This is a genomic window from Microbacterium sp. JAI119 (genome assembly GCF_013410135.1).
Taxonomy (GTDB): domain Bacteria; phylum Actinomycetota; class Actinomycetes; order Actinomycetales; family Microbacteriaceae; genus Microbacterium; species Microbacterium oxydans.
Map to the genome: position 1 here is coordinate 1,668,698 of NZ_JACCCK010000001.1, position 20,223 is coordinate 1,688,920.

At 62.3% G+C, this 20,223-nt stretch carries 18 protein-coding genes; 15 read left to right on the forward strand and 3 right to left on the reverse strand.

The genetic code is table 11. The features are described 5' to 3' along the window. Positions 1-149 precede the first annotated feature (149 nt). Positions 150-3,386, forward strand: coding sequence for an NACHT domain-containing NTPase (locus HDC31_RS08055; RefSeq protein WP_218867349.1), 3,237 nt, complete (start codon positions 150-152; stop codon positions 3,384-3,386). 1,276 nt (positions 3,387-4,662) lie between these two features. Here HDC31_RS08055 and HDC31_RS20220 read toward each other — a convergent pair. Beyond that, entirely contained in the window at positions 4,663-4,821 is a 159-nt protein-coding gene (locus HDC31_RS20220) for a hypothetical protein (RefSeq protein WP_257022110.1), read from the reverse strand. Between the two features lie 408 nt (positions 4,822-5,229). Between HDC31_RS20220 and HDC31_RS08065 the strand changes: the two genes are divergently transcribed. The 7 genes from HDC31_RS08065 to HDC31_RS08095 all read left to right on the forward strand — a co-directional run bounded on the left by HDC31_RS08065 (position 5,230) and on the right by HDC31_RS08095 (position 11,312). Beyond that, positions 5,230-6,060, forward strand: coding sequence for a ribokinase (locus HDC31_RS08065; protein WP_179515969.1), 831 nt, complete (start codon positions 5,230-5,232; stop codon positions 6,058-6,060). Positions 6,061-6,195: 135 nt separating this feature from the next. Then, entirely contained in the window at positions 6,196-7,242 is a 1,047-nt protein-coding gene (locus HDC31_RS08070) for an ABC transporter substrate-binding protein (protein WP_179515970.1), read from the forward strand. Further along, positions 7,239-8,012, forward strand: coding sequence for a glutamine amidotransferase (locus HDC31_RS08075; RefSeq protein WP_179515971.1), 774 nt, complete (start codon positions 7,239-7,241; stop codon positions 8,010-8,012). Before HDC31_RS08070 ends, HDC31_RS08075 begins: the two co-directional genes overlap by 4 nt. Next, positions 8,009-8,683, forward strand: coding sequence for a M24 family metallopeptidase (locus HDC31_RS08080; protein ID WP_179515972.1), 675 nt, complete (start codon positions 8,009-8,011; stop codon positions 8,681-8,683). Before HDC31_RS08075 ends, HDC31_RS08080 begins: the two co-directional genes overlap by 4 nt. Next, positions 8,680-9,477 carry an ABC transporter ATP-binding protein gene (locus HDC31_RS08085; protein ID WP_179515973.1) on the forward strand — a complete coding sequence of 266 codons (798 nt, stop codon included), beginning with the start codon at positions 8,680-8,682 and terminating at the stop codon, positions 9,475-9,477. Before HDC31_RS08080 ends, HDC31_RS08085 begins: the two co-directional genes overlap by 4 nt. Further along, positions 9,474-10,301, forward strand: a complete 828-nt coding sequence (locus HDC31_RS08090) for an ABC transporter permease (RefSeq protein WP_179515974.1) — start codon at positions 9,474-9,476, stop codon at positions 10,299-10,301. The genes HDC31_RS08085 and HDC31_RS08090 overlap by 4 nt, the downstream gene beginning before the upstream one ends. A gap of 9 nt (positions 10,302-10,310) precedes the next feature. After that, positions 10,311-11,312: a LacI family DNA-binding transcriptional regulator gene (locus tag HDC31_RS08095; RefSeq protein WP_179515975.1), complete on the forward strand. Its 1,002-nt coding sequence runs from the start codon at positions 10,311-10,313 to the stop codon at positions 11,310-11,312. Between the two features lie 2 nt (positions 11,313-11,314). On the opposite strand, the gene HDC31_RS08100 is transcribed toward HDC31_RS08095, so the two are convergent. Both HDC31_RS08100 and HDC31_RS08105 read right to left on the reverse strand, forming a co-directional pair. Continuing rightward, on the reverse strand, positions 11,315-12,403 hold the full coding sequence (locus tag HDC31_RS08100; RefSeq protein WP_179515976.1) for a M20 family metallopeptidase: 1,089 nt from the start codon (positions 12,401-12,403) through the stop codon (positions 11,315-11,317). After that, on the reverse strand, positions 12,400-13,239 hold the full coding sequence (locus HDC31_RS08105) for a nitrilase family protein (RefSeq protein ID WP_179515977.1): 840 nt from the start codon (positions 13,237-13,239) through the stop codon (positions 12,400-12,402). Before HDC31_RS08105 ends, HDC31_RS08100 begins: the two co-directional genes overlap by 4 nt. Positions 13,240-13,529: 290 nt before the next feature. Between HDC31_RS08105 and HDC31_RS08110 the strand changes: the two genes are divergently transcribed. The 7 genes from HDC31_RS08110 (at position 13,530) to HDC31_RS08140 (ending at position 20,221) form a co-directional block, all read left to right on the forward strand. Then, a complete protein-coding gene (locus tag HDC31_RS08110; protein WP_179515978.1) occupies positions 13,530-14,255 on the forward strand; it encodes a GntR family transcriptional regulator in 726 nt (241 codons plus the stop codon). A gap of 96 nt (positions 14,256-14,351) precedes the next feature. Then, the gene (locus HDC31_RS08115) at positions 14,352-15,344 is read left to right on the forward strand and encodes a sugar ABC transporter substrate-binding protein (RefSeq protein ID WP_179515979.1); all 993 of its coding nucleotides are present in this window, start codon (positions 14,352-14,354) and stop codon (positions 15,342-15,344) included. Between the two features lie 36 nt (positions 15,345-15,380). Beyond that, positions 15,381-16,448 carry an ADP-ribosylglycohydrolase family protein gene (locus HDC31_RS08120; protein WP_179515980.1) on the forward strand — a complete coding sequence of 356 codons (1,068 nt, stop codon included), beginning with the start codon at positions 15,381-15,383 and terminating at the stop codon, positions 16,446-16,448. An 83-nt stretch (positions 16,449-16,531) separates the two neighbouring features. Then, positions 16,532-17,449 (forward strand): haloacid dehalogenase-like hydrolase, encoded by a 918-nt coding sequence (locus tag HDC31_RS08125; RefSeq protein WP_179515981.1) that lies wholly within the window; start codon positions 16,532-16,534, stop codon positions 17,447-17,449. Beyond that, positions 17,446-18,432 (forward strand): carbohydrate kinase family protein, encoded by a 987-nt coding sequence (locus HDC31_RS08130; protein WP_179515982.1) that lies wholly within the window; start codon positions 17,446-17,448, stop codon positions 18,430-18,432. The genes HDC31_RS08125 and HDC31_RS08130 overlap by 4 nt, the downstream gene beginning before the upstream one ends. Next, the gene (locus HDC31_RS08135; RefSeq protein WP_179515983.1) at positions 18,429-19,439 is read left to right on the forward strand and encodes an ABC transporter permease; all 1,011 of its coding nucleotides are present in this window, start codon (positions 18,429-18,431) and stop codon (positions 19,437-19,439) included. The genes HDC31_RS08130 and HDC31_RS08135 overlap by 4 nt, the downstream gene beginning before the upstream one ends. Continuing rightward, complete coding sequence (locus HDC31_RS08140; RefSeq protein WP_179515984.1) at positions 19,436-20,221, forward strand: ATP-binding cassette domain-containing protein; 786 nt, start codon at positions 19,436-19,438, stop codon at positions 20,219-20,221. Before HDC31_RS08135 ends, HDC31_RS08140 begins: the two co-directional genes overlap by 4 nt. Positions 20,222-20,223 lie beyond the last annotated feature (2 nt).

Below are 20,223 nucleotides of genomic sequence, written 5' to 3' on the forward strand. Positions count from 1 at the left end.
CAATAAGGAATCGGTTAGTAGGATGGAATATGGCCCTGTCCGCACCGCTCCCGCCTGTAAGCCGCTCAAAGGCCCTGGAGGAGTTGCGGCTACTGTTGCACTGGCAGCGGCCCGGAGATCATAAGGCAAGGCCTCGGTCACCACTGGATGTGACGACAGTGACCGGGTGCCCGGACACGAACGCGGTGTTCCGTGATCTCGCGATTGTCGATGCGGGGTGGACGGATGCGGACACGTGGGAGCTGTTGAGGTCTCGGATCACGTCGTTAGCGACGGAGGGGCGTGAGCGTGCGGCGCTTCGTCACCTGCTGCGACTCACGGCCGCACCGGTCAGCGACACCACATCGCGTCGGGATGAGAAGGCGTGGCGGCAGCGAGCGGCTTGGAAAGAACTCGGTGTGCCGGCGCCGGATCAGATCCGCCAAGACCGGGACAGCGAGGTCATCAACCGACTCGCCACGCATCTTCTTCGGGAGATCGAAGTCCTTGCGGGGGAGCGGCGTGCTCTGCAGGGATACGGATGGCCGGGTGCGGTCCGGCAGGAGATGTTGAGGAGGTTGGAGCGGCTGCCGGAGCACTACCCCCATCATCTCACTACCTCCGCTCTCGCCCCTTTGTTGCACCCGCAGCCGCGACGCGACGACCCGAGTCCCGTCGATGAGGCCGGCGTGCCGAAGCTGCCGCCGCTCAGGGAGGACCGTTCGGGAGACGTCGACGGGGTGTTGCGGTCGCCCGGCGCGCGGGTCCTGGTGCAGGGTGGCCCGGGCGCGGGGAAGTCGACCATGCTGCGGGCGACGATGCTCCGGCACATGGGGGAAACCCCGCACGCGGTGGCACTATTTCTGCCGCTGGTGGAACTCGCGGATGTGCTGCCGGAATATGCACTGACCCCCGAGCAGCTCCTGGATGCCATGCTGCTCGTCGCGGCCCGCATCTACGGGCCGATCGACGCCACCGCCCGCGCTACCCTCACTGCGGCGTTTGTGGAGCGCACGGACACCCTGATCTGTTTGGACGGGTACGACGAGGCCGCGGACGGGGCGCCTCGGTGGCGCCTGGATACGGCGATCCATACCCTGCAGATGTTGCCCGGCGCGCTCGTGCTCTCCACCCGTCCCCTTCCGCGCGTGCACGCAGTGACGGCGCCCGGCTGGGATCTGGTCGACATGCACCCCATGCCCAGCGGCCACGTCCGCACCCTGCTTGATCTGTGGTTCCCCGATGCGACCGATCCTCGGAAGGAGCGCGCGCTGGGGGTGTTGGGGCGCGGTCTGGCCGTCGACATCGCGGGGAGCCCGTTGCTACTGGGATTTGTGGCATACGCGGCAAGCTTCGATCGCGAGTTCGACACGATCGATGACCTCTACGACCAATACATTGCGTTGACCCTGGAGCGGATCTGGAAAGCCGCAGGCGGGCAAGAAGGTGATGATGTGATCATCGCTGATCTCATCGGCATCGCCACCACGCTAGCCTGGCGGATGGCCGACGGCTCTGCATTCACCCGCCCCGGCGCCGGTCCTCAGTATGGGCGGGGATGGCGGGAGGTGGTCACGCTGGACGCGATTCTGAAGGTGTCGAAGAAACGTGACCGGGACATCACCAGCAGGCTGGTGCGCGCCGAGGGTCTGTTCGTCATCGCGGAGCACGCGGCCAGCCGCCTGCATACTGCGTACCGCTGGGTGCATCGCTCCGTCCAGGAGCACCTCGCCGGTATGTACCTGCTCAAGAGCTTGCAGGTCGAGGATCCTTCCGCATTCCTCCTAGACCTGGAGGACCTGATCGCCCGCGGTGACGATTGGTCCGTCGCGATCTCGCACCTGTACGCCGTGCTCTCCGACGACGCCCGCATCGCGCTCGCGGAATGGCTCATTGCACACGAGGACGACCCGAAGTTCGTCACCGGTACGACCGCTCGGATCATCAACAAGCTTGCCGAACGGACCCCAGAAAACTCGCGCGTGGACGCCCACTTCCATGCACGCCGTCTCGCCGCTGGGGAGTGGGATGCCCGCCTGTACCTGGAGCCGGAGAAAACGCTCCGGGAGCTGCTCCGCGCCGTGGCCGATGGAGAAGAATTCGGTCAGCGGCCACCCGACCTGAGTCTCGCCGGCGACCATGTTGATGCGGCGTACCTGACCCGGCTGATCGCAGGGCTGCAGGAGCACCCGAACCGAAACCCGGAGATGCTCGCGGACGCCTGCAAGGACCTCGCCATGCTGTCCGCCGACGATGGGGTGCTGGCTTACGTCGACGCGGTCGATAACGGCCTCGCGGGGCTTGCGACCAGGTGGGACCCCCGCCTGCGAAACCGCCTCGATATTCCCCGTGTGGTTTCCCGTATCGCGCAGACCGCATTCCCCGAACCGCGGTGGCGACTGGCGCACTTCTTCGCCCGTACGTTGAAAATCAACCCCGGACCGTTCATCGGCGACGTCGGCCCGTTGACTCCGGCCGAATTTGCCATCGGCGCCGTCGCACATAAGGACACCACCGGTGACGTGAATGATCTCGGGCAGGCGCTGATCGGTATGTTCTCCGGGACATACGGTGACGTCCTCGCTTATCTCGCCACGCAGAGCGGCATCAGCGCCGACGCCGTCCGGGGTGCCATTGACTATCCGTGGGCCGTCGTCGGTGCGTGGGAATACGTCCTCCTGACCGGTGGTAACCCCGACGGTACGGCCCTTATTCGCGCCGAACCACAGGCATCCGAAGACGTCCTCGCCCAGTTCCACCCGGCGTGGACTACCGACGCGGAACTCATGCGGCGCACTTACCGGGCCGTCGCCGACTCGTTCCTCTTTCCTGACCAAGTGAGCGTGGGCGCGATTGTCGACATGTACCGGCGCGTCGCGTGCGTCGACCTTGCCCCTTTCGACCATGTGACAGCACGCATCGATCCGACGCAGTTTAGGAAGGTGCTCCGAGTTGCCGTACGCCACCGCGGCCTCGAGGACATCGTCGAGTACATCCTTAACACCGATCCCACCGACTGGACGGACACGAATGGATACATCGGAGTGATCACGGAGTGGGCGGAGAACGTTGTCGAGGAATCCGCACCTGACTGGACAGCTGCACAATATGAGGCCCAGTGTGAACGAGTAACGTCGCTGTTTCTTCGCGTCGTTCACTGGGGCGCCGCGGGCGGCATCCCCACCATGGGGCTGTTCCCGATCCACACCGTCGCAGCACCAGAGGTTCGCGCCGCGATCCTCGACAGACTCGACTGGACAACGGCACGCTTCCCTAAAAACCGGGCCTGGCTCGATCGAGCGATGGGTCTGTTCGGAAGTGACGTATGGCCCGCACGTCGCAACCAATTCCTCGCGCCAATCTTGCGGCCCACCGGAGGGCAAGCGAATGATGGGCACCACACGTAGCGTCTGACCCGCAGTACAGACGCTATTTGCTGTTGACAAATTAGAACAAATGTACGATAATGTAGCAATCGAGCAAGGCGGGACACGCGCTGCTCGATCAGGATGCTCGCCCCAAGTCGGGGCTGGAAGCATCCGCATGTCTCGCCTTTTTCGGGTGCGGGAGCAGCGACACCTCGTAGCAAACGATGTCGCCGCTCCTGCACCCGCAGGGCAACAACACCTACCCATGGAGGAGACATGTCAAACGCACTAGCTGCTATTGGCGGCGCAACACCGAACACACGGTTTGACGCAGGCGAACCAGAGATTGTAGAGATTGCTGGCGAACGCTACAGGAGACATCGGTTCGGCGGCGGATTGGTCGCACTAACCGCAACAGTTGGATCTGGGGTCTACGTAGCGCCGCACGCGATCGTCCGAGGCCGTGCCGTCGTCGTCGGAGCTGTTCGGCTATTCGATGAAGCCATAGTTGAGGAGTTTGCGATCGTAGCGGGATGCTGCACGCTCAAGAATCGTTCGAGTGTCGGCGGTGAGGCAGTGCTGCGGGGCAACGTCGTGCTGGCCGACTTGGCTCGGGTTGATGGATGTGCTCGATTAGGCGGCAACATCAAGCTGCGACACTTCGCGCACGTCAACGCAGGCAGCTTCAGCGGTGCCATGACGGTTTCGTAGATAGCAACGACCTTCGCAGCGAGCGCGGTTGTGGGCCGGGGTTACGTTCACAACGCGTTTCAAGCGCATCCCGTGAGCATGCATCATGCATGATCTAATGGGCCGACTCGACGTCGGCCCATTTTCATGCCGTCGTGCGATCAAGATGTGGGACGATCAAGCTTCCGGCGTCGAAGATGCAGGCGTAACCCCCTACATCTTCGGCGCCGGTTTCGAATCGGAATGGTGTGCGTCTCCAGTTGCTCAAGGATGGCGCCGTCCACACTTTGAACTCTTCCCTGCCAACGTGACCGTCGTGCCTGCGCGTACGACGATCTGGTTCTCGCCTTCCGCGTCTTCCGATCCAGGTGGCGATGCATGGGAGCTATCCGATATTACGACCCCTGCCGCTTGCGAACGAACTGGGTCTGGTCACGTCCCGACTTCGTTTCCCCGGACGCCACCCACGGCGGCGGCGACGCGGATCGCGTTGGCGGGCTGTCTATCCAGGGGACAATCCGCGAGCCCGAGTCGGACCGCTAGCCGAGCCTCACGTACGAATTTGCGCTGCCAGGGAGTTTCGACCGCGCCGCGACGGTAGGCAGAGCGGACCCAGGACACGGCTTCATCGGCTGGTACGCCGTCGTATCGGGCGAGGATGGCGAGAGCTAGCCGTGCCCGTCCGACCGTTGCCCCCGCCGCAGGCGATCTCCACTCTCTCGACCGAGCACCGTTCGAATGCCTCGCGTAAGGCGGTAATCGCGTCCGATGGCGTTCTGGGCAGGCGGAAGTCTGGCCACGCGAGCCACTGCGACTCCCAGCTCTCCTGGTGCCGTCGCGAGGTGAGGTAGAGACCGAATTACGGTACTTCCTCGGCGTCGACCGGCCCGCTCCTCAGCCCGCGGACGCGCACGCGACGGCCACTCCGCGTTGTCACTACGCCACTGCGCTCACCCGCCCAGGGTTCCATCTTTTGATGTCGATCTGCGTGAGCGCGGACGAACCCTTGCGACGGGCGCTCAGTGCTGCGAGAGCGGTGCCAATCTCGAGTTCACCCGCGCTAGAAGTTCAGGGATCAGTGCTTGACGCGCCGAACAACGTCGCATACTCTGCTCGGTAATCGATTACCGAGTTGGCTCGATAGGCCGTCATCGACCCGGGTTGTTTCACTTGAGCGAAGATTGGGGCCAGCATGGGCCGTGTGTTCGTGGTCGGGTCGCTGAACCTCGACCGGGCAGTCACTGTTAGTCGGCATCCTGCTCCGGGGGAGACGGTGGCAGGCGGTGACGTCCGCACCCTCTGGGGCGGCAAGGGCGCAAACCAAGCGGTGGCCGCGGCGCGGGTCGCTTCTGGGAAGGCCGTTATGGCCGGGCCGGTCTACCTAATCGGGCGTGTGGGTGATGACGAAGGCGGGCTGACGTACCGCCGACGCTTGTCGGAGTTTGGGGTCGTTACTAGCTCCGTCGTCGTGACCCCTGCTGTGCCCACCGGGTCGGCAATCGTGATTGTGAACAGTGAAGGAGAGAACGCCATCGTTGTGTCGCCCGGGGCTAACTCCACCTTGACTGCCAGCGACCTAGAGCCGCTTGATGATCTCGGCGCCGGAGATGTCGTGGTGGTTTCGCTGGAAGTTCCACTATCCATCGTGACTGCAGCGTCGCAACGAGCTGAGGCCGTAGGAGCAAGGTTTCTATTGAACCTGTCGCCGTTTGGGCCAGTGCCGGAGGACGTGGTGATGAGCGCTGATCCGTTGATCGTCAACGAGCATGAGGCAGCGCAGGTTCGGGCGGATTTGGGCTCGCACCCCTCGATGTTGATCACTAGGGGAGCAGCCGGCTCTGACTGGAATGGGCTGCACGTTCCTTCTCGCAGAGATGTGCAGGTGATTGACACGACAGGAGCGGGAGACGCGTACTGCGGAACCCTCGCTGCGGCTCTTGCTGGGGGCGGAGACGCGGAACACGCTATGCGACTTGCGACCGATGCTGCGGCGGCCGCGGTCTCGCGTGTCGGCGCGCAGTAGTTACTCGCCCCGGCGGTCGAAGTTCATCAACTTGAAACATGAACGTATTGGCAGGCCGAAGTCGACCTGCTTTAATCGGGTAATCGATTACCCAGCGGACGGATTCCCGAGCCGCCCCACTGAAGGGACATCATCATGACACGAGTCACAACCGGCCAATCACGTCGGCGAATTTTGCGCGCTGCTGCTGCCGTCGGCGCCGTAGCGGTAGTCGGGGGTCTTGCCGCATGCTCCGCTGAGACGGACGAACCGGGCGATGATGATGCCCTGACGTCGATCAGATTTGTGCAGGAGTGGCCGGTTCCGGATGGCTTCTGGATCCCATGGGTGGTGGCGAAAGATCAGGGCTTCTACGAAGACGCGGGCCTTGATGTTGACATCATGACCCCACCGAATGTGGCTGCCACGATGCAGTACCTGGGCACTGACGAGGCCGACATCGCATTCACAACCAGTGTGGATATCGTGACGGCTCGGTCGCAGGGTGTACCGGTGGTGGGTATCGGCGCGTACGGAACGAGCAATAACTGGGGCCTCATGAGCAAGACCAGCGAACCGATCGACCCTGCCGACCTCGAGGGCAAGCTCGTAGGGACCTACAACGACGCGTGGTCGAACGCTCAGCTCTCGATGATGTTGGCTTCTGTCGGGAAGACCATCAGCGACGTCACACTCGTCACTGCAGATTCCAGCACAGTCCCTCTCCTGGTCGAAGATCAGGTGGACGTCATCACAGGCATCACGAACGCCGAGGGCAGTGAGCTCGAGTCTCTCGGCGTCACTGACTACTCCATTGCTTACTCGAAGGACTTCGGCGCGCCGGATGCGCCCGTACTGATGCTCGCTGCGAACGAGGAGTGGTTGTCCGACAACACTGAGGCCGCTCAGTCGTTCATGGAGGCGACGATCAAGGGCCTGAACTACGCGCGGAACAACCCCGAGGAAGCGATCCAGATCTTCATGGATACCTACCCGGACGCGCAGACGCTCGAGTTCACGCAGCTGCAGTGGGATGCCACGGCCGCCTTGTTCGGCGAAGAGGGGGAGGAAGTAACTGCTGCGAACCTCGAGCAGTCTGCCGAGGTATGGCAGAACCTGGTCGACGTATCCGTTGAGTTTGACCTGATCGACGAGGCAATCCGCGTCGAGGAACTTTTCACGAATGAGGCATTGAAGAAATGACGCAGAACCGTACCGTCCTCCTTGCTGGAGAATCTTGGAGCACCACGTCGGTGCACACCAAGGGATTCGACACCTTCCACACGAGTGCCTATGAAGAGGGAGCCTGGCCATTCATCCGCGCTCTTGAGAGCAGGGGGTGGGCGGTTGACTTCCAGCCCAACCATGTTGCCTCCCTCGACTTCCCATACACGGCCGAGGAACTCGACAAATATGACGTCGTGGTCCTCAGCGATATCGGCGCCAACACGTTGCTACTGACCCAGTCCGTCTTCACCCAGGGCAAGCCAGCACCGAGTAACCGCCTGCGGGTCCTCGCGGATTGGGTACGGGAGGGGGGAGCGCTGCTGATGGTCGGTGGCTACCTCTCGTTCCAAGGCATTGAGGCGAAGGCCAACTACCGAGCGACACCTCTCGCTGATGTTCTTCCGGTGCTGATGGAGGTGGGGGATGATCGCGAGGAGGTACCTGAAGGCGTTCGTCCTCTGTCGTCCGGGGAGCACGACGTCACGGCCGGCCTTGCCGGCGAATGGCCCGCAATTCTGGGATACCAGCGGTTCGCGGCTCGTGAAGGCGCTGAAGTGGTCGCAACGGCAGGCGATCATCCGCTCGTCGTGGTCGGCGAGGCCGGAGAGGGAAGGGTCGCCGCCGTCGCCACAGACATGGGGCCGCACTGGCTCCCGTCTGAGTTCATCGAATGGGACGGCTACGCACAGCTGTGGGATCAGCTGATCGAGTGGCTTGCCGACAGCGGAACTCGGGAGCAAGCATGAACGCTGATATGTCCCTCGCTGACGAACCCCCTGAGGGTCTCGTCCGTGCGCAACGTCTCGCTATTCGGGTGGCCGAGGAGTTTGCGGAGTCTGTCCAGCCGGGCATGACAGAACGGCAGGTGCATGACGCCATCGACGAACGAGTCATCGAACTGGGCGGCACCGGGGTTTGGACCCCGACTGTGGTGGGTTTCGGTATAGGCACGCTCAGCTGCTTCCCAACGGATGTGCCCTCCGTTCGACCCCTCTGGAACATCGACTTGGGCACTATCGATGTCCACCCCATAACCCAGGACGGCTGGTGGGGAGACTGCACGCGCACGCTAATTCGCGGTGGAAATGTTCCGCAGCAGCAGGCACTGGATGCAGTAGAGAGAATCCATGAAGGGTTGCTCTCGTCTGCCCGCCCCGGGATGCGCGCCTGCGATTGGTACGCGGAGTTCCGGTCAGCGCTCGAGCCCACCGGGCTCGTGCCGCTTGACCGCCTGGGAAACATCGGCCACTCCCTGACCCAGGATTCTTCCTATGACCTCGGCTACATCGATGCCTACAACGCCACAGTGATGACCGGAGCCTGGGCCGTCGAGCCGTTTATCGGCAACCATCTGTATGGCGTCAAGCGCGAGGACGTCGTCTGGTTCGGCCCTTCAAAGGTGACGGTCATCTCATGACGGAGACGACCGTCCCACCCAAGGTGGAGCTGAGCCAGGTCTCGCAGCGCTTCGGAGACACGCAAGCTCTCGCGCCGACCAACCTCACCATTCGTCGCGGTGAATTCGTCTCGGTCATCGGCCCCAGTGGCTGCGGAAAGACAACCCTCTTCAACATCCTCTCCGGGATCTTGTCTCCCAGTTCCGGGGTTGTGAAAATCGACGGCGAGGATACGACAGGCAAGCCGGGGCACGTGGGCTACATGCTCCAGAAGGACCTGTTGGTTCCCTCGCTGAGCGCCCTCGAGAACATCACCCTGGGGGCACGGTTACATGGGCGGGTCACATCAGAGCAACGCACAGAAGCAGCAGAGCTGGCACGGCATTACGGGTTGGGAGATTTCCTCAACCACTTCCCGCACGCGATGAGCGGGGGAATGCGTCAACGAGTGGCCCTCATGCGTACGCTCGCCTTCGCGAAGGACGTCATGCTCCTCGACGAACCTTTCGGAGCGCTGGATAGTCAGACGCGGCTCGACATGCAGCAATGGCTGCTGCGAGTGTGGGCAGAGACGAGCTCCACTGTCTTGTTCGTCACTCATGACATCGACGAAGCCGTCTTCCTCGCCGACCGGGTGGTCGTTATGTCCCCACGCCCGGGCCGGATCAGCGAAATCCTCGATGTCAACCTGGAACGGCCTCGCGGAGTTGACATGCTCACCTCCGAGGCATTCATGTCACTCAAGAAGCGCGCGCTCGATCTCATCTACGGGCGTAGCCGCGGCAACCTGGACACGGGAGACCTGAACCCATGAGCATTAACGCAGAGCTTGCCGGCGGCAGTTCACGACGCTGGGTGACTATCATCACCCCTCTACTCTCCATCGCGGGACTAGTGCTGATCTGGGACCTGGCGGTTCGGATCTTCAGCATTCCAAAGTTCGTACTCCCCTCGCCCGGGGCGGCCTTCGCCGCCATCATCACCGACTGGGATGCCATCAGTCGAGGGATCGTGGCGACCGCCCAAGTGTTCGTTCTCGGATTCATCATTGGCGCGGCCCTGGGGTTCATCCTCGCGATCGTGATGTCTTCGTCGAGGGTGCTGTTTCGGTTCCTTTACCCGATCATGATCGTGAGTCAGGCCATCCCGGTCGTCGCGATCGGAGCGGCGCTCGTGATCTGGCTCGGGTTCGGACTCGCTCCGAAGCTCGTTGTTGTGGCGATGATCGTGTTCTTCCCCGTCCTCGTCAACGTCTTGGACGGGCTGCGCTCGGTCGATACAGACAGCATCAACCTCGCGCGCGCCATGGGAGCCTCGCGTTGGCGCACATTCCGGGTCATCAAACTCCCCGCAACGCTGACACCTCTCTTCTCAGCGCTGAAGATGTCGGCGACGTTCTCCGTTACCGGAGCCATTTTGGCGGAGTCGCTTGCATCGACGACCGGTGGCCTTGGTGTGTACCTTTCCACGATGCAGGGCCGATTCAACACCCCTGGTGTTTTCGCAGCCATCATCGTGCTCGCGTCGATTGGCCTGCTCGCGTTCCTTCTGATTTCGCTGTGGGAGTCGGCCGCGACGCCGTGGCGCAGAACGAGCGTCGTGCCACGACGTCGGCGATACCGAGATGCACAGACCTAGACTGACTAGATGAGTAGGCGTCCAACCGTCAAGGATGTGGCCGAGGCGGCTGGGGTATCCGTAGCGACCGTTTCGCGTGCGCTCTCAGGCGCTCGCGCCGTGCGTCCGGATCTCCGAGAAGTAGTGGTTCGCACTGCAGAGAACCTCGGCTACCGGCCGCATTCGATTGCTCAAGCGCTGCGTCGCTCGCGTTCGGGAGCGATCGGGATGGTTGTTCCCAAGATCGAGAATCCGTTCTTCCCTCAGCTCGTGGGTCATGCCGATCGGGTTCTTCAGGGGCACAACCTGGCTCTTCTGCTGTGCAGCGCTGACGATGACCCAGTGACGGAAGCGAAACGGATCTCCATCCTCGCTGAACGTCAGATCGACGGCCTCCTCATCAGCCCGTGCTCTCAATCGGCTAGTGCGCAGGCGTTGGCCGATGCTGCGGCGCGGATGCCTGTTGTCCAATTCGACCAGCGGGCGCCTTCCGTGCATGCCCCGTTCGTCGGAGTAGACGACGCGGCGGGTATCGCAGCTGTCACTGCGCATCTGGTAGCGACCGGCCGGCGCCGTGTCGCCTTCATCGGTGCGGACACAGACAACTGGTCCGGGGGAAGACGCCGCGAGGGTTTCGAGACGTGGGCTCGTTCGATGGACCCGACTGCGCTAGGCCGGATGGAATCAGGGGATTTCTCCCGAGAATTCGGGCATGGGGCGGCGAGGCGACTTCTCTCCGCGGACGAAAACATCGACGCGATCGTATGCGCCAACGACCTCCTGGCACTTGGCGCCCTTGATGCCGCTACGGAGCTTGCAATTGACGTGCCCAGTCGCCTCGCCATCACCGGCTTCGATGACATCAATATTGCGACGGTCTCTCGCCCCACGCTGACAACGGTTCGTCAGCCAGTCGCGGAGATCGTAGAGACGGCTATCGGTATTTTGCTTCGCGCAATCGAAGGTGACGAGGACGGCGTATCCGACGTCCTACTGCCCGTCGAGTTGGTCATCCGAGACAGCGCACCCTGACTTCAACCCAAAGCCTTTCTATCCCAGGCATCGAGCAGCTCGTCGTAGATTGAAACAGCCTGCTCTAGAAGGCGCATCGACACCGACTCATTCGTGGTGTGAGGTTGGTCAGGGTCACCGGGGCCGACGATATAGCTGCGGCTGAGGCTCGGGTCGAGAACAGCGGCATCAGTGAAGTAGGACACGCCGCGGGGCTCATCTCGCCGCCCAGTGATAGCCGCCACCAGGTCGACAATCGTCTGAGTGACGGGTGATTCTGTGGGGGACCACACCGCCGGCAGCTCCAGCACGGTATCGACTCGGCCGAATCGTTCTAGCAATGTCCGCACAGGCTCGGAAGGCGCACCCGGAACGGGACGGACATCCACAGTCATCCGTGCGTGATCGGGAACCAAGTTGGTCTGACTGCCACCTCTGATGGTGCCCACGCTTGTCGTTCGCGCGCCGAGCTCAGCGTGCACAGCCCCCTGCCCTACCGCTCGAAGAGCGGTGATCGCGTCCGCCAACGGCTCGATCGCGTTGACGCCGAGGTCTGGCCTTGATCCGTGAGCGGACAAGCCTGAGGTTGTCACTTCAAACCACGACGCGCCCTTGTGCCCGAGCCGGACAGCGTTCGACGTTGACTCGCCAACAATGAGAATCTCGGGAGGCTGCATGAGGCCAGTCTCAAGGACGGTCTGTGCTCCGCCGCAACCCGTTTCTTCCCCGGCTGTCAGGACGACCGTGAATCCACGTGCGTTACGACGGGCGGCCGCGGTGGCGGCGAGCACTATCGCTGCCACCCCTCCCTTCATGTCGCTGCTGCCGCGACCGAAGAGACGGTCACCATCCTGATCCGCAGACAAGGGCCCGTGCTTCCACTCGGCGTCCCCATAGGGCACGGTATCGACGTGACCTGATAGGACGAACGCGCCGCCCCCGTTCCAACTCGCCACCAGGCTGGTCCGCTCAGGCGACCAAGGAACGGTCGAGACGTCAAAGCCGGCACCAGCCAGCAGAGGAGCCAGCAGACTGACTGCCTTCTCTTCACCATGCCCAGCAGTGTCCGTCCGAATCAACTGTGATGCCAGGGCGACTACGGCTTCCCTCATCGCGATGCCGTAAGGAGGTAGGCCTCCATCCGCCGGTCTTTGACGGGGTTATTGAACTGGCCCCAGCCTCGGCTTCGACGAGCGTCAGAAAGATCGACACTTGCCATGAGGAGCTCGGGATCGGTCGGGCTAGCGGGGCCAGCAACGGGCCATCCCGTGTGCGAGACGATTAGGCTCTGGCCGATGAACGGCTGCCCTCGCTCAACTCCCACACGGTCGGCTGCCGCGATCACTACGCCGTTGCTGTGAGCGGAAGCCATGGACAAAATCGTGGCCATCGCTGGTTGACCTTCTTGCTGTCCAGGTATGGGGACCCAATTTGTTGGGACACAAACCAGGTCAGCACCCGCCAGGACGAGCGAGCGGTAGCTCTCGCCGAACCACCCGTCGTAGCAGATCATCATTCCGATCCGACCGATCTCAGTGTGCACGACAGGAAAGCCGACGTTGCCGGGTTCGAAGTAGAGCGCTTCCTCGTCCCAGAGATGTACTTTCCGATACACCGTGTGGGTGCCGTCCGGAAGACACATGATGCTGGCGTTGAAGAGGGCTGTGCCGTCGCGCTCGGGGAACCCGGCAACGACAATGATGTTCAGCCGAGCAGCTAGTTCCATCCATGCAGACGTAGCCGGACCCACACCGGGGACTTCGGCCAGGTCGTACGCCTCCTCGCGGGACCCCATCATGTACCCCGAGCTGACGAGTTCCGGCAGCACAACGAGACGCGCACCTGCGGCAGCCGCTTGCTCGATCACGTCGGATGTCAACCGAATATTGGCGGGTATGTCGCCGAACACGGGTTCGACTTGGCCCGCAGCAATGATGATGTTGGACATGAGATGCCTCCGGGGTGGGTAATCGATTGCCCGTAGTCTGCCACGAGGTTGCACCCTCTGCGGAGGAATTCACACCCTCGAAACATCAGCGTTGCGGTCATCGATGAGGATGACTGCACCTCGGACGCACTCGTATCGAAAGGTTCTGCTCGCACGACATCACACTGCGCCCTAGTTGTCCGAGGCCGTGGGCGTCCCAAGCAAACGCCGCGGGGTGCGTGCACGAGTGCAATCCAAATCTCTCAAACTTTCTCTTGCCGCGCAGAGTAGTTGTACTTAGTATCCTGAGTATGAGAAGAGAAGCACCCCTGTACGCGACTCTCCGAGACGATCTGCAGCGGCAGATCACGTCCGGACGACTCGAGGTCGGCTCCTGGCTTCCCTCTGAGGCGGAACTGCAGAAGCAGTTCGGCATCTCGCAGTCTCCAGTGCGTCGCGCGCTCCGTGATCTGGAGCAGCTCGGATTGATCTCTCGGCATCAGGGTCGCGGCTCGGTAGTACGGAGTCGCGAGTTGTCAGCGGCCAACCGGATGATCGGTCTCGGCACGGAGCTGCGCGAGCGTGGCCACGTTGTCGAGTCAGTCACAGTCGAGCCCGCACGCCTCGAGACGGCACCCGACTACGTCTGCCGGGAACTGGAGCTCCCCGAGGGCTCCGCCGCATACAGGTTGCATCGAATGTTCCTTGTCGATGGGGAGCCGTGCGTCGTTTTCATCCATTTCCTGTCGCCGACTATCGGCGATGGTCTGGGTGGAGACCTTGACCGAGCCTCATCGCTGTACCAGTTTCTGAGCTCGAGGGGGTTTGCTCCGATCGGGGCGAGGGAGACCATCAGCGCCGGAACGCTTTCGAGCGCACAGGCCGCGGAACTGGATCTAGAGGCCGACGCTGTTGCGCTCATTCGCCATCGGGTCGCATTCACTGCCAATTGGACTCCGGTCGAGTCCACGACCTACTGGGCACGAGCTGACCGTTACTCCATGACTTTGGACATCCACGACCCATCGCAAGCCTGACGGGTTCTCACTAACTCGAAACACCTTCACGCTGTACCGCGGTACCCGCGCCGTCAGTTCGTCGACGCGGTCCAGCTTTGCCGAAAGGAACTGAGAGTGAAACAGTCCACCAAGACCTTGCGCTCCGTCGCATTGGCCACAGTCACATTGTTCGCAATCTCCGCTCTGTCGGGGTGCGGAGCCTCCACCCCCTCGGGTGACGCGGGGGAGGAGAAGATCAAGATCTCCTTCATCGGCGAGTCGTCTTCGACTGACGTGATCTGGTCCTATCGGGCGGATCGGATGCGCGAGGAGGCAGAGAAGCTCGGGGCAGAGTTCGTCGACCGATACGCCGAGGGCGACTACGCCCTTCAAGCTCAGATGATCGACGAGGAGGTTGCTCGCGGAGTGGATGCGATCATCGCGCCGTTCTTTGACCCGACCGTTGCGAACGACGCGATCTTGAACGCCCTGGACCAGGGGGTGGCGGTGTACGCGCTTCTTGGGGCGCCGGACCTTCCCGAGGCTGACATGGCGAAGATCGCGGTTGCGCTCACAGATTGGGGCGACGTGGGAACCGAGCTCGCAAGCGTCGCGACCGACTACGTCGACGATGGTGACACGGTCGTCTGGCCCGCAGAGGCACCCGATGGCACTTACATCACCGATGCGGTCGCTGCGTTCAAGGAAGAGATGGCTGGCGAGGGAAAGACTGTGACCGTCGACGTCATCGATGCAACAGGAGACCCCACCACAGCATCGTCCAACATCCTGTCGTACCTGGTGGCGAATCCTGATGTCTCAGCTCTCGCTACGTCCGGGGCCATCGCAATCGGTGCTGCGAACACCGCGATGACGCAGGGCAATCTCGATGCCGGCAGCCCTCCATTGTTCGGGCAGGTCGTGAACCCATCATCGTCGAACGGCATCTTGACGGACTACATGCCGGCTGGGGTCAACCTCGAGCTGACCGAATCCTCATACGAAGCCGTGCGGACCGTCGTCGACATGGTCAAGTCGGGAACCGTCCCGGACCCGGTGACCGTGCCCCTGATCGTGGTGACGAAGGACAATCTCGAAGAGGTCGTCCCCGAAGCGCTTCGCGACTGACCGACGGACAGCCAGCACAAGCAGATCGGACTCAACGTGTTAGCACATACAGATGACACCGGCCCGTTCAAGGATCGGGTTGCAGGAGGCCTGGCGGCCACGCTGCTGGGCGACGCTCTTGGCAGTGTCACTGAACAACTGACGGTGCGACAGGTCCGCGAAAGGTACGGACGTGTCACCACGTTGTTGGCGCCCGCCGAAGGCACCTTCGCGGACGGCAGGGAACCGGGTGAGCTGACGGATGACGGACTTCTCACTTTGAGCGTCCTCCGTCAGCTCGCAGCCGGGTCGGGCGAAATTGAGCCCATTGATGTGGCCCGTTTGCTCTTGGAGTGGGCGTCAGATCCGGAACTTCTGTCGCGTTTTGCCGGGCCGTCGAGTCGGAAAGCTATTCATCTGCTTCGCGGGGGAGCCACTCCTAGCGAAGCGGGCGCTCCCGACCCCTTAACGAACGACCTTCGAACATCCAATGGCGCCGCGATGAAGGTCGCCCCCGCGGGATGGGCGTTCCCGGGTGACCTGGTTGGTGCCGCGCGGACTGCAACGAAGATCTGTGTCACCACTCACAACTCCGACATCGCGTACGCGGGAGCAGCTGCTGTTGCGGGTGCAGTAAGTGCCGCGACGAGCTCGTCTTCAACAACGGAAATCGCTCACGCGGCAGTGACCGCCGCACGGATTGGCTACGACTTCGCGCGAGTCCACGCCATCGAAGTGCCCGGACCCTCCATCACGACTCGGATCGAGCTCGCTTGCGATATCGCGACAGCAGGGTCTGCCATCGAAGTTCGAATCCGCCGGTTGGGAGAGATCTTCGGAAGCGGTCTTCCGATCACTGAGGCAGTGCCGATGGCGATCGGAATGTTCGTCGCGATGCCGGACGAACCACTCGACCTCCTCCTCAAGATCGTCAACCTGGGTGGCGACTCCGACACCGTCGCGGCGATCGCCGGGGCAATCAGCGGCACCTACCAAGGGTTCGACGCCCTGCCCGCCGATATGGTCCGAACTCTTGAAGCGGCCAATCACATTGATATTCGTGCCGAAGCGTCACTTTTCGTGGACGTGATCGCGCGTCGAAGGGCGAAGGAGTCCCTCGCATGACCGAAAAATCAAGTTCCCCAATCGGAAGATTTGCACTCCAGTCCCCGCGACTCCTCACAGCGACTCCCCGCGCGATCCTAAACATGGGACCGCAAGAGTTGCTCAACGGCATCCGGATGTCGGAGGGACGCACCATCACCGCCGTTGCCCGAGTGAGAGGACCCAACGCCTGCGACGGCGTCTCCAACATGGAACTCTGCGCTGCGTTCGGCGCGGACATTGTCGCGCTCGGCCTGTACGACCCCCACAACCCATACTTTCCCGGGTTGCCGAACAAGGTCCAGCTCGAGCCTGACGACACCATACTCGCTCAGGTCCAAGCTGACCTCGGTCGTGGTTGGACTCTGAAGGAGGTGCGAGAACATGTCGGACGTCCTATCGCCGCGGCACTCTATGGGACCGAGACCAGCTTCCCCGACCAGATGGAAGCTAGCTTCGTGAAGGCCGTCGCCACCGTCGAGAACGCACGTCTTCTCGCCGATCAAGGCGCCGACATCATCCAGATCATGGATTGGCTGGCCGAACCGGACGTACTCGCTGACCGGATACGCGACATCAAGCGCGAAGTCGGCAATGACGCAATCGTCGCCTTTGCTCGCCCTAACGGATGGGGACTCTTTGGGAGCTTCGCGCCGCGAGAAGCGATTACACCAACCGAGATCGCAACCCTCGCGCGCGCGGGAGCCCAGATCATTGAGATTCCTGCGGTGGGCACATTGCCGGGTACCACCCCCGAGCTCGTCGGCTCCTGGGTGAGTGCCATCCATGAGGCAGGAGCTCTCAGCAACCTCTGGATCGCGTCCTCTCAGGAAGGCGCCGACACCGACACCATTCGCCATATCGGATGGGGGTCAAAGCAAGCCGGCGCTGACATCATCACGATCAGCGACGTCGGCCTCACGGAGTCCGTCCCAGATCCCGAGAACATACTCGCGTTGAGCATCGCGATTCGGGGGCGCCGGCACACCTACCGTCGCATGGCGTTCTCGACGCATCGATGAGCGATATGACCGTCGATCTACTGCTCATCAACTCGTTCCTACATCCCGATCTCATCGTCTACCCGAGCGGTTCGGGGTTGGTGGAGGGGCGACTCGCTCCGGCGTACAAACAGGATGTTCGCGCGGGGGGAGGGGCCTACACCGGAAAAGTCGCTGCGCAGTTCGGACGGAACGTCTCGTACCTGGACTGGGTAGGCGACGATGTCTTCGGCAACGTCACCATCGAGCAACTCTCCGCGATGGGCCACGACACGAGCGGCATTCATCGGTACTCCGGCCAACATATGTTCTGCGTGTCAGTGGCGGACTCCCACAGCCAAGGCGCCACCATGGTTGCCACGTACCCGCCAGACTGGCAACGGACTTTCACGGAAATATCTGACGGAATCCACTCTGCGGCGTCGGCCGCTGATGCCTATGTCTACTCGTGGTTCTGGTCGTTCGCTCACCCGGATCTGCACGACGCCCCGACAGCCGATCTCATGGGCGATATTCACCGGCATCATGGTCGAACGGTGCTGGATCCGAATTGGAAGCCTGACGGGCCACCACCCCCACACGAACTGGCAGAGCTGCGAAAATCGTTGCCATTCGTCGACATGCTGCTCCCCAACACTCGTGACGCGAGCCTCCTGGTCGGCGAGCACGATCCTGCAGAGCAGGTGCGCCGGCTCCTGGGCTTGGGGCCAGCCGCTGTTGTCCTGACGGCCGGCGGCACTCGGGCGTACTGGGGGGAAGCGCACGATGGCCGCGTTTACTCCATCCCCACACCACGCGTTGACGTCATCGATACCACCGGCGCGGGCGATGCCTTCGGCGGAGCAATCGTCAGCACGGCGCGAGACCTGCCATCCAGCGTGGCGATCGCCTGCAGCGCCGCATCCCTCACCACCGCCGCCCAACTGGGTGACGGACCACTGCCAAACGATTCGCTTCGTGCGCAGAGCACTCAGCTGCTTGCCGAGATGGAGGAACACCGATGAGCGTGACAACAAATCAGCCGGGGAAGAGATCGACCACTAGAACCTGGCGCAGTGTCATCCCGCAGAGCAACACCGCTATCTCCGCCGGTGTCCTTGTGCTTGTTGTGATCGTGATGACCGTCGCAACCAACGGTCTCCTGCTTACACCCCCCACTCTGTCTGTTCTGGCGACCTTCGCACCCGAGATCCTGCTGATCACGATTGCGATGGGTTTTGTCCTCCTGATCAAGGAGATCGACCTGTCCGTCGGGTCCATCTACGTCGTCTCGGCAGTAGTCTTCGGAAGCGTCCACAGCTCATCAGGGTTGCCCCTCTGGGTTTGTGCTCTCATCGCGATCGCGGCGGGTGGTGCCATGGGCATGATCAATGGCCTACTGGTCGTCGGGACCGGTGTCACCGCCTTCATCGTCACCCTCGGCACCATGTGGGCCTATCGAGGCCTCATGCTCGTGAGCGTTGGAGGTTCCAGCATCTCGGTGCGCCCGGCTGATGAAGACCCCACCCTCGAGATCCTCGCCGGCAACCCACTCGGTGTCCCGAACCAGGTGCTCTGGCTGATCGTGATCGTGGCCGTCCTGGTCTATCTGAGGAACAAGACGCGGCTAGGAGCGTGGATGCAAGCAACAGGCAGCAATGAGCGCGCCGTTCGCATGATGGGCGTGCCAGTGAAGAGAGTGCGAGTCTTTGTCTTCACCCTGTCGGGACTCCTCTGCGGCATCGCCGGAGTCTTTCAAGTCGCGCACTCGAACCAAGCCGTCCCGCAATCCGGGGACGTGGTCATGCTCACGGCCCTTGCTGGCGCCATCATCGGTGGGGTCAGCCTCAACGGCGGCCGTGGTGGTGTTCTCGGGCCTCTATTCGGCGGGCTCACGCTACGCGTCATCGGCATCGGCCTGGTGATGATGGGCGTCATCGAGTACTGGACGAACGTCATCACCGCCGTTGCGGTCATCCTCACCGCCTGGGCATTCATGAGCTTCGACCGTTGGAGAGTAGGCCGCAAATGAACACGACAAACACCACAGCACCTGCAGTTATCAGCGCCAGGGGCGTTACCAAGAGCTTCGGAAACGTCCACGCCCTTCAAGGCGTTGACCTCGAGCTGGCGCGAGGCGAAGTGCTTGGCCTGATCGGCGACAATGGAGCCGGAAAGAGCACTCTCATCAAGATCCTGAGTGGTTTCGAGAGGCCCACCTCCGGCACCATCTCGCTCGATGGCGAAGAGGTCACATTGCGAAGTACTGCCGACGCCCGAAACGCCGGCATCGAAACGGTCTACCAGGAGCAGGCACTGGCCGATGATGTGACCATTGCCCGCAATCTCTTCCTGGGCAAGGAACTGAGGCGCGGATTTGGTCCCTTCAAACACCTCGACGACCGCCGTATGGCGACGGAAGCGCGCCGGATGCTCGACGACCTCCGACTGCGGGTGGGTGTAGACCAGGAAGCACGGTACTGCTCGGGTGGCGAACGCCAAGGAGTGGCCATCGCTCGTGCGGTGTACTTCAACGCGAAGCTTGTGATCCTTGACGAGCCAACCAACGCTCTTGGTGTCGTCGCGGTCGAGCGAGTGCTTGAGCTCGTGGAGGAACTCAAGTCACGCGGAATCGCGTGCCTATTCGTATCCCACAACATCGATCACGTCTTCCGAGTCTGTGACCGCATCGCGATGTTCGTGCATGGGACGAAGGTCCTCGATTCACCCACCACGCAGCTCACCGAGCGCGCTGTTCTGGACATGCTGAACGACCGCAGCGGCCAGCGGATGCGGACCGACCCTTCGGAGTGACG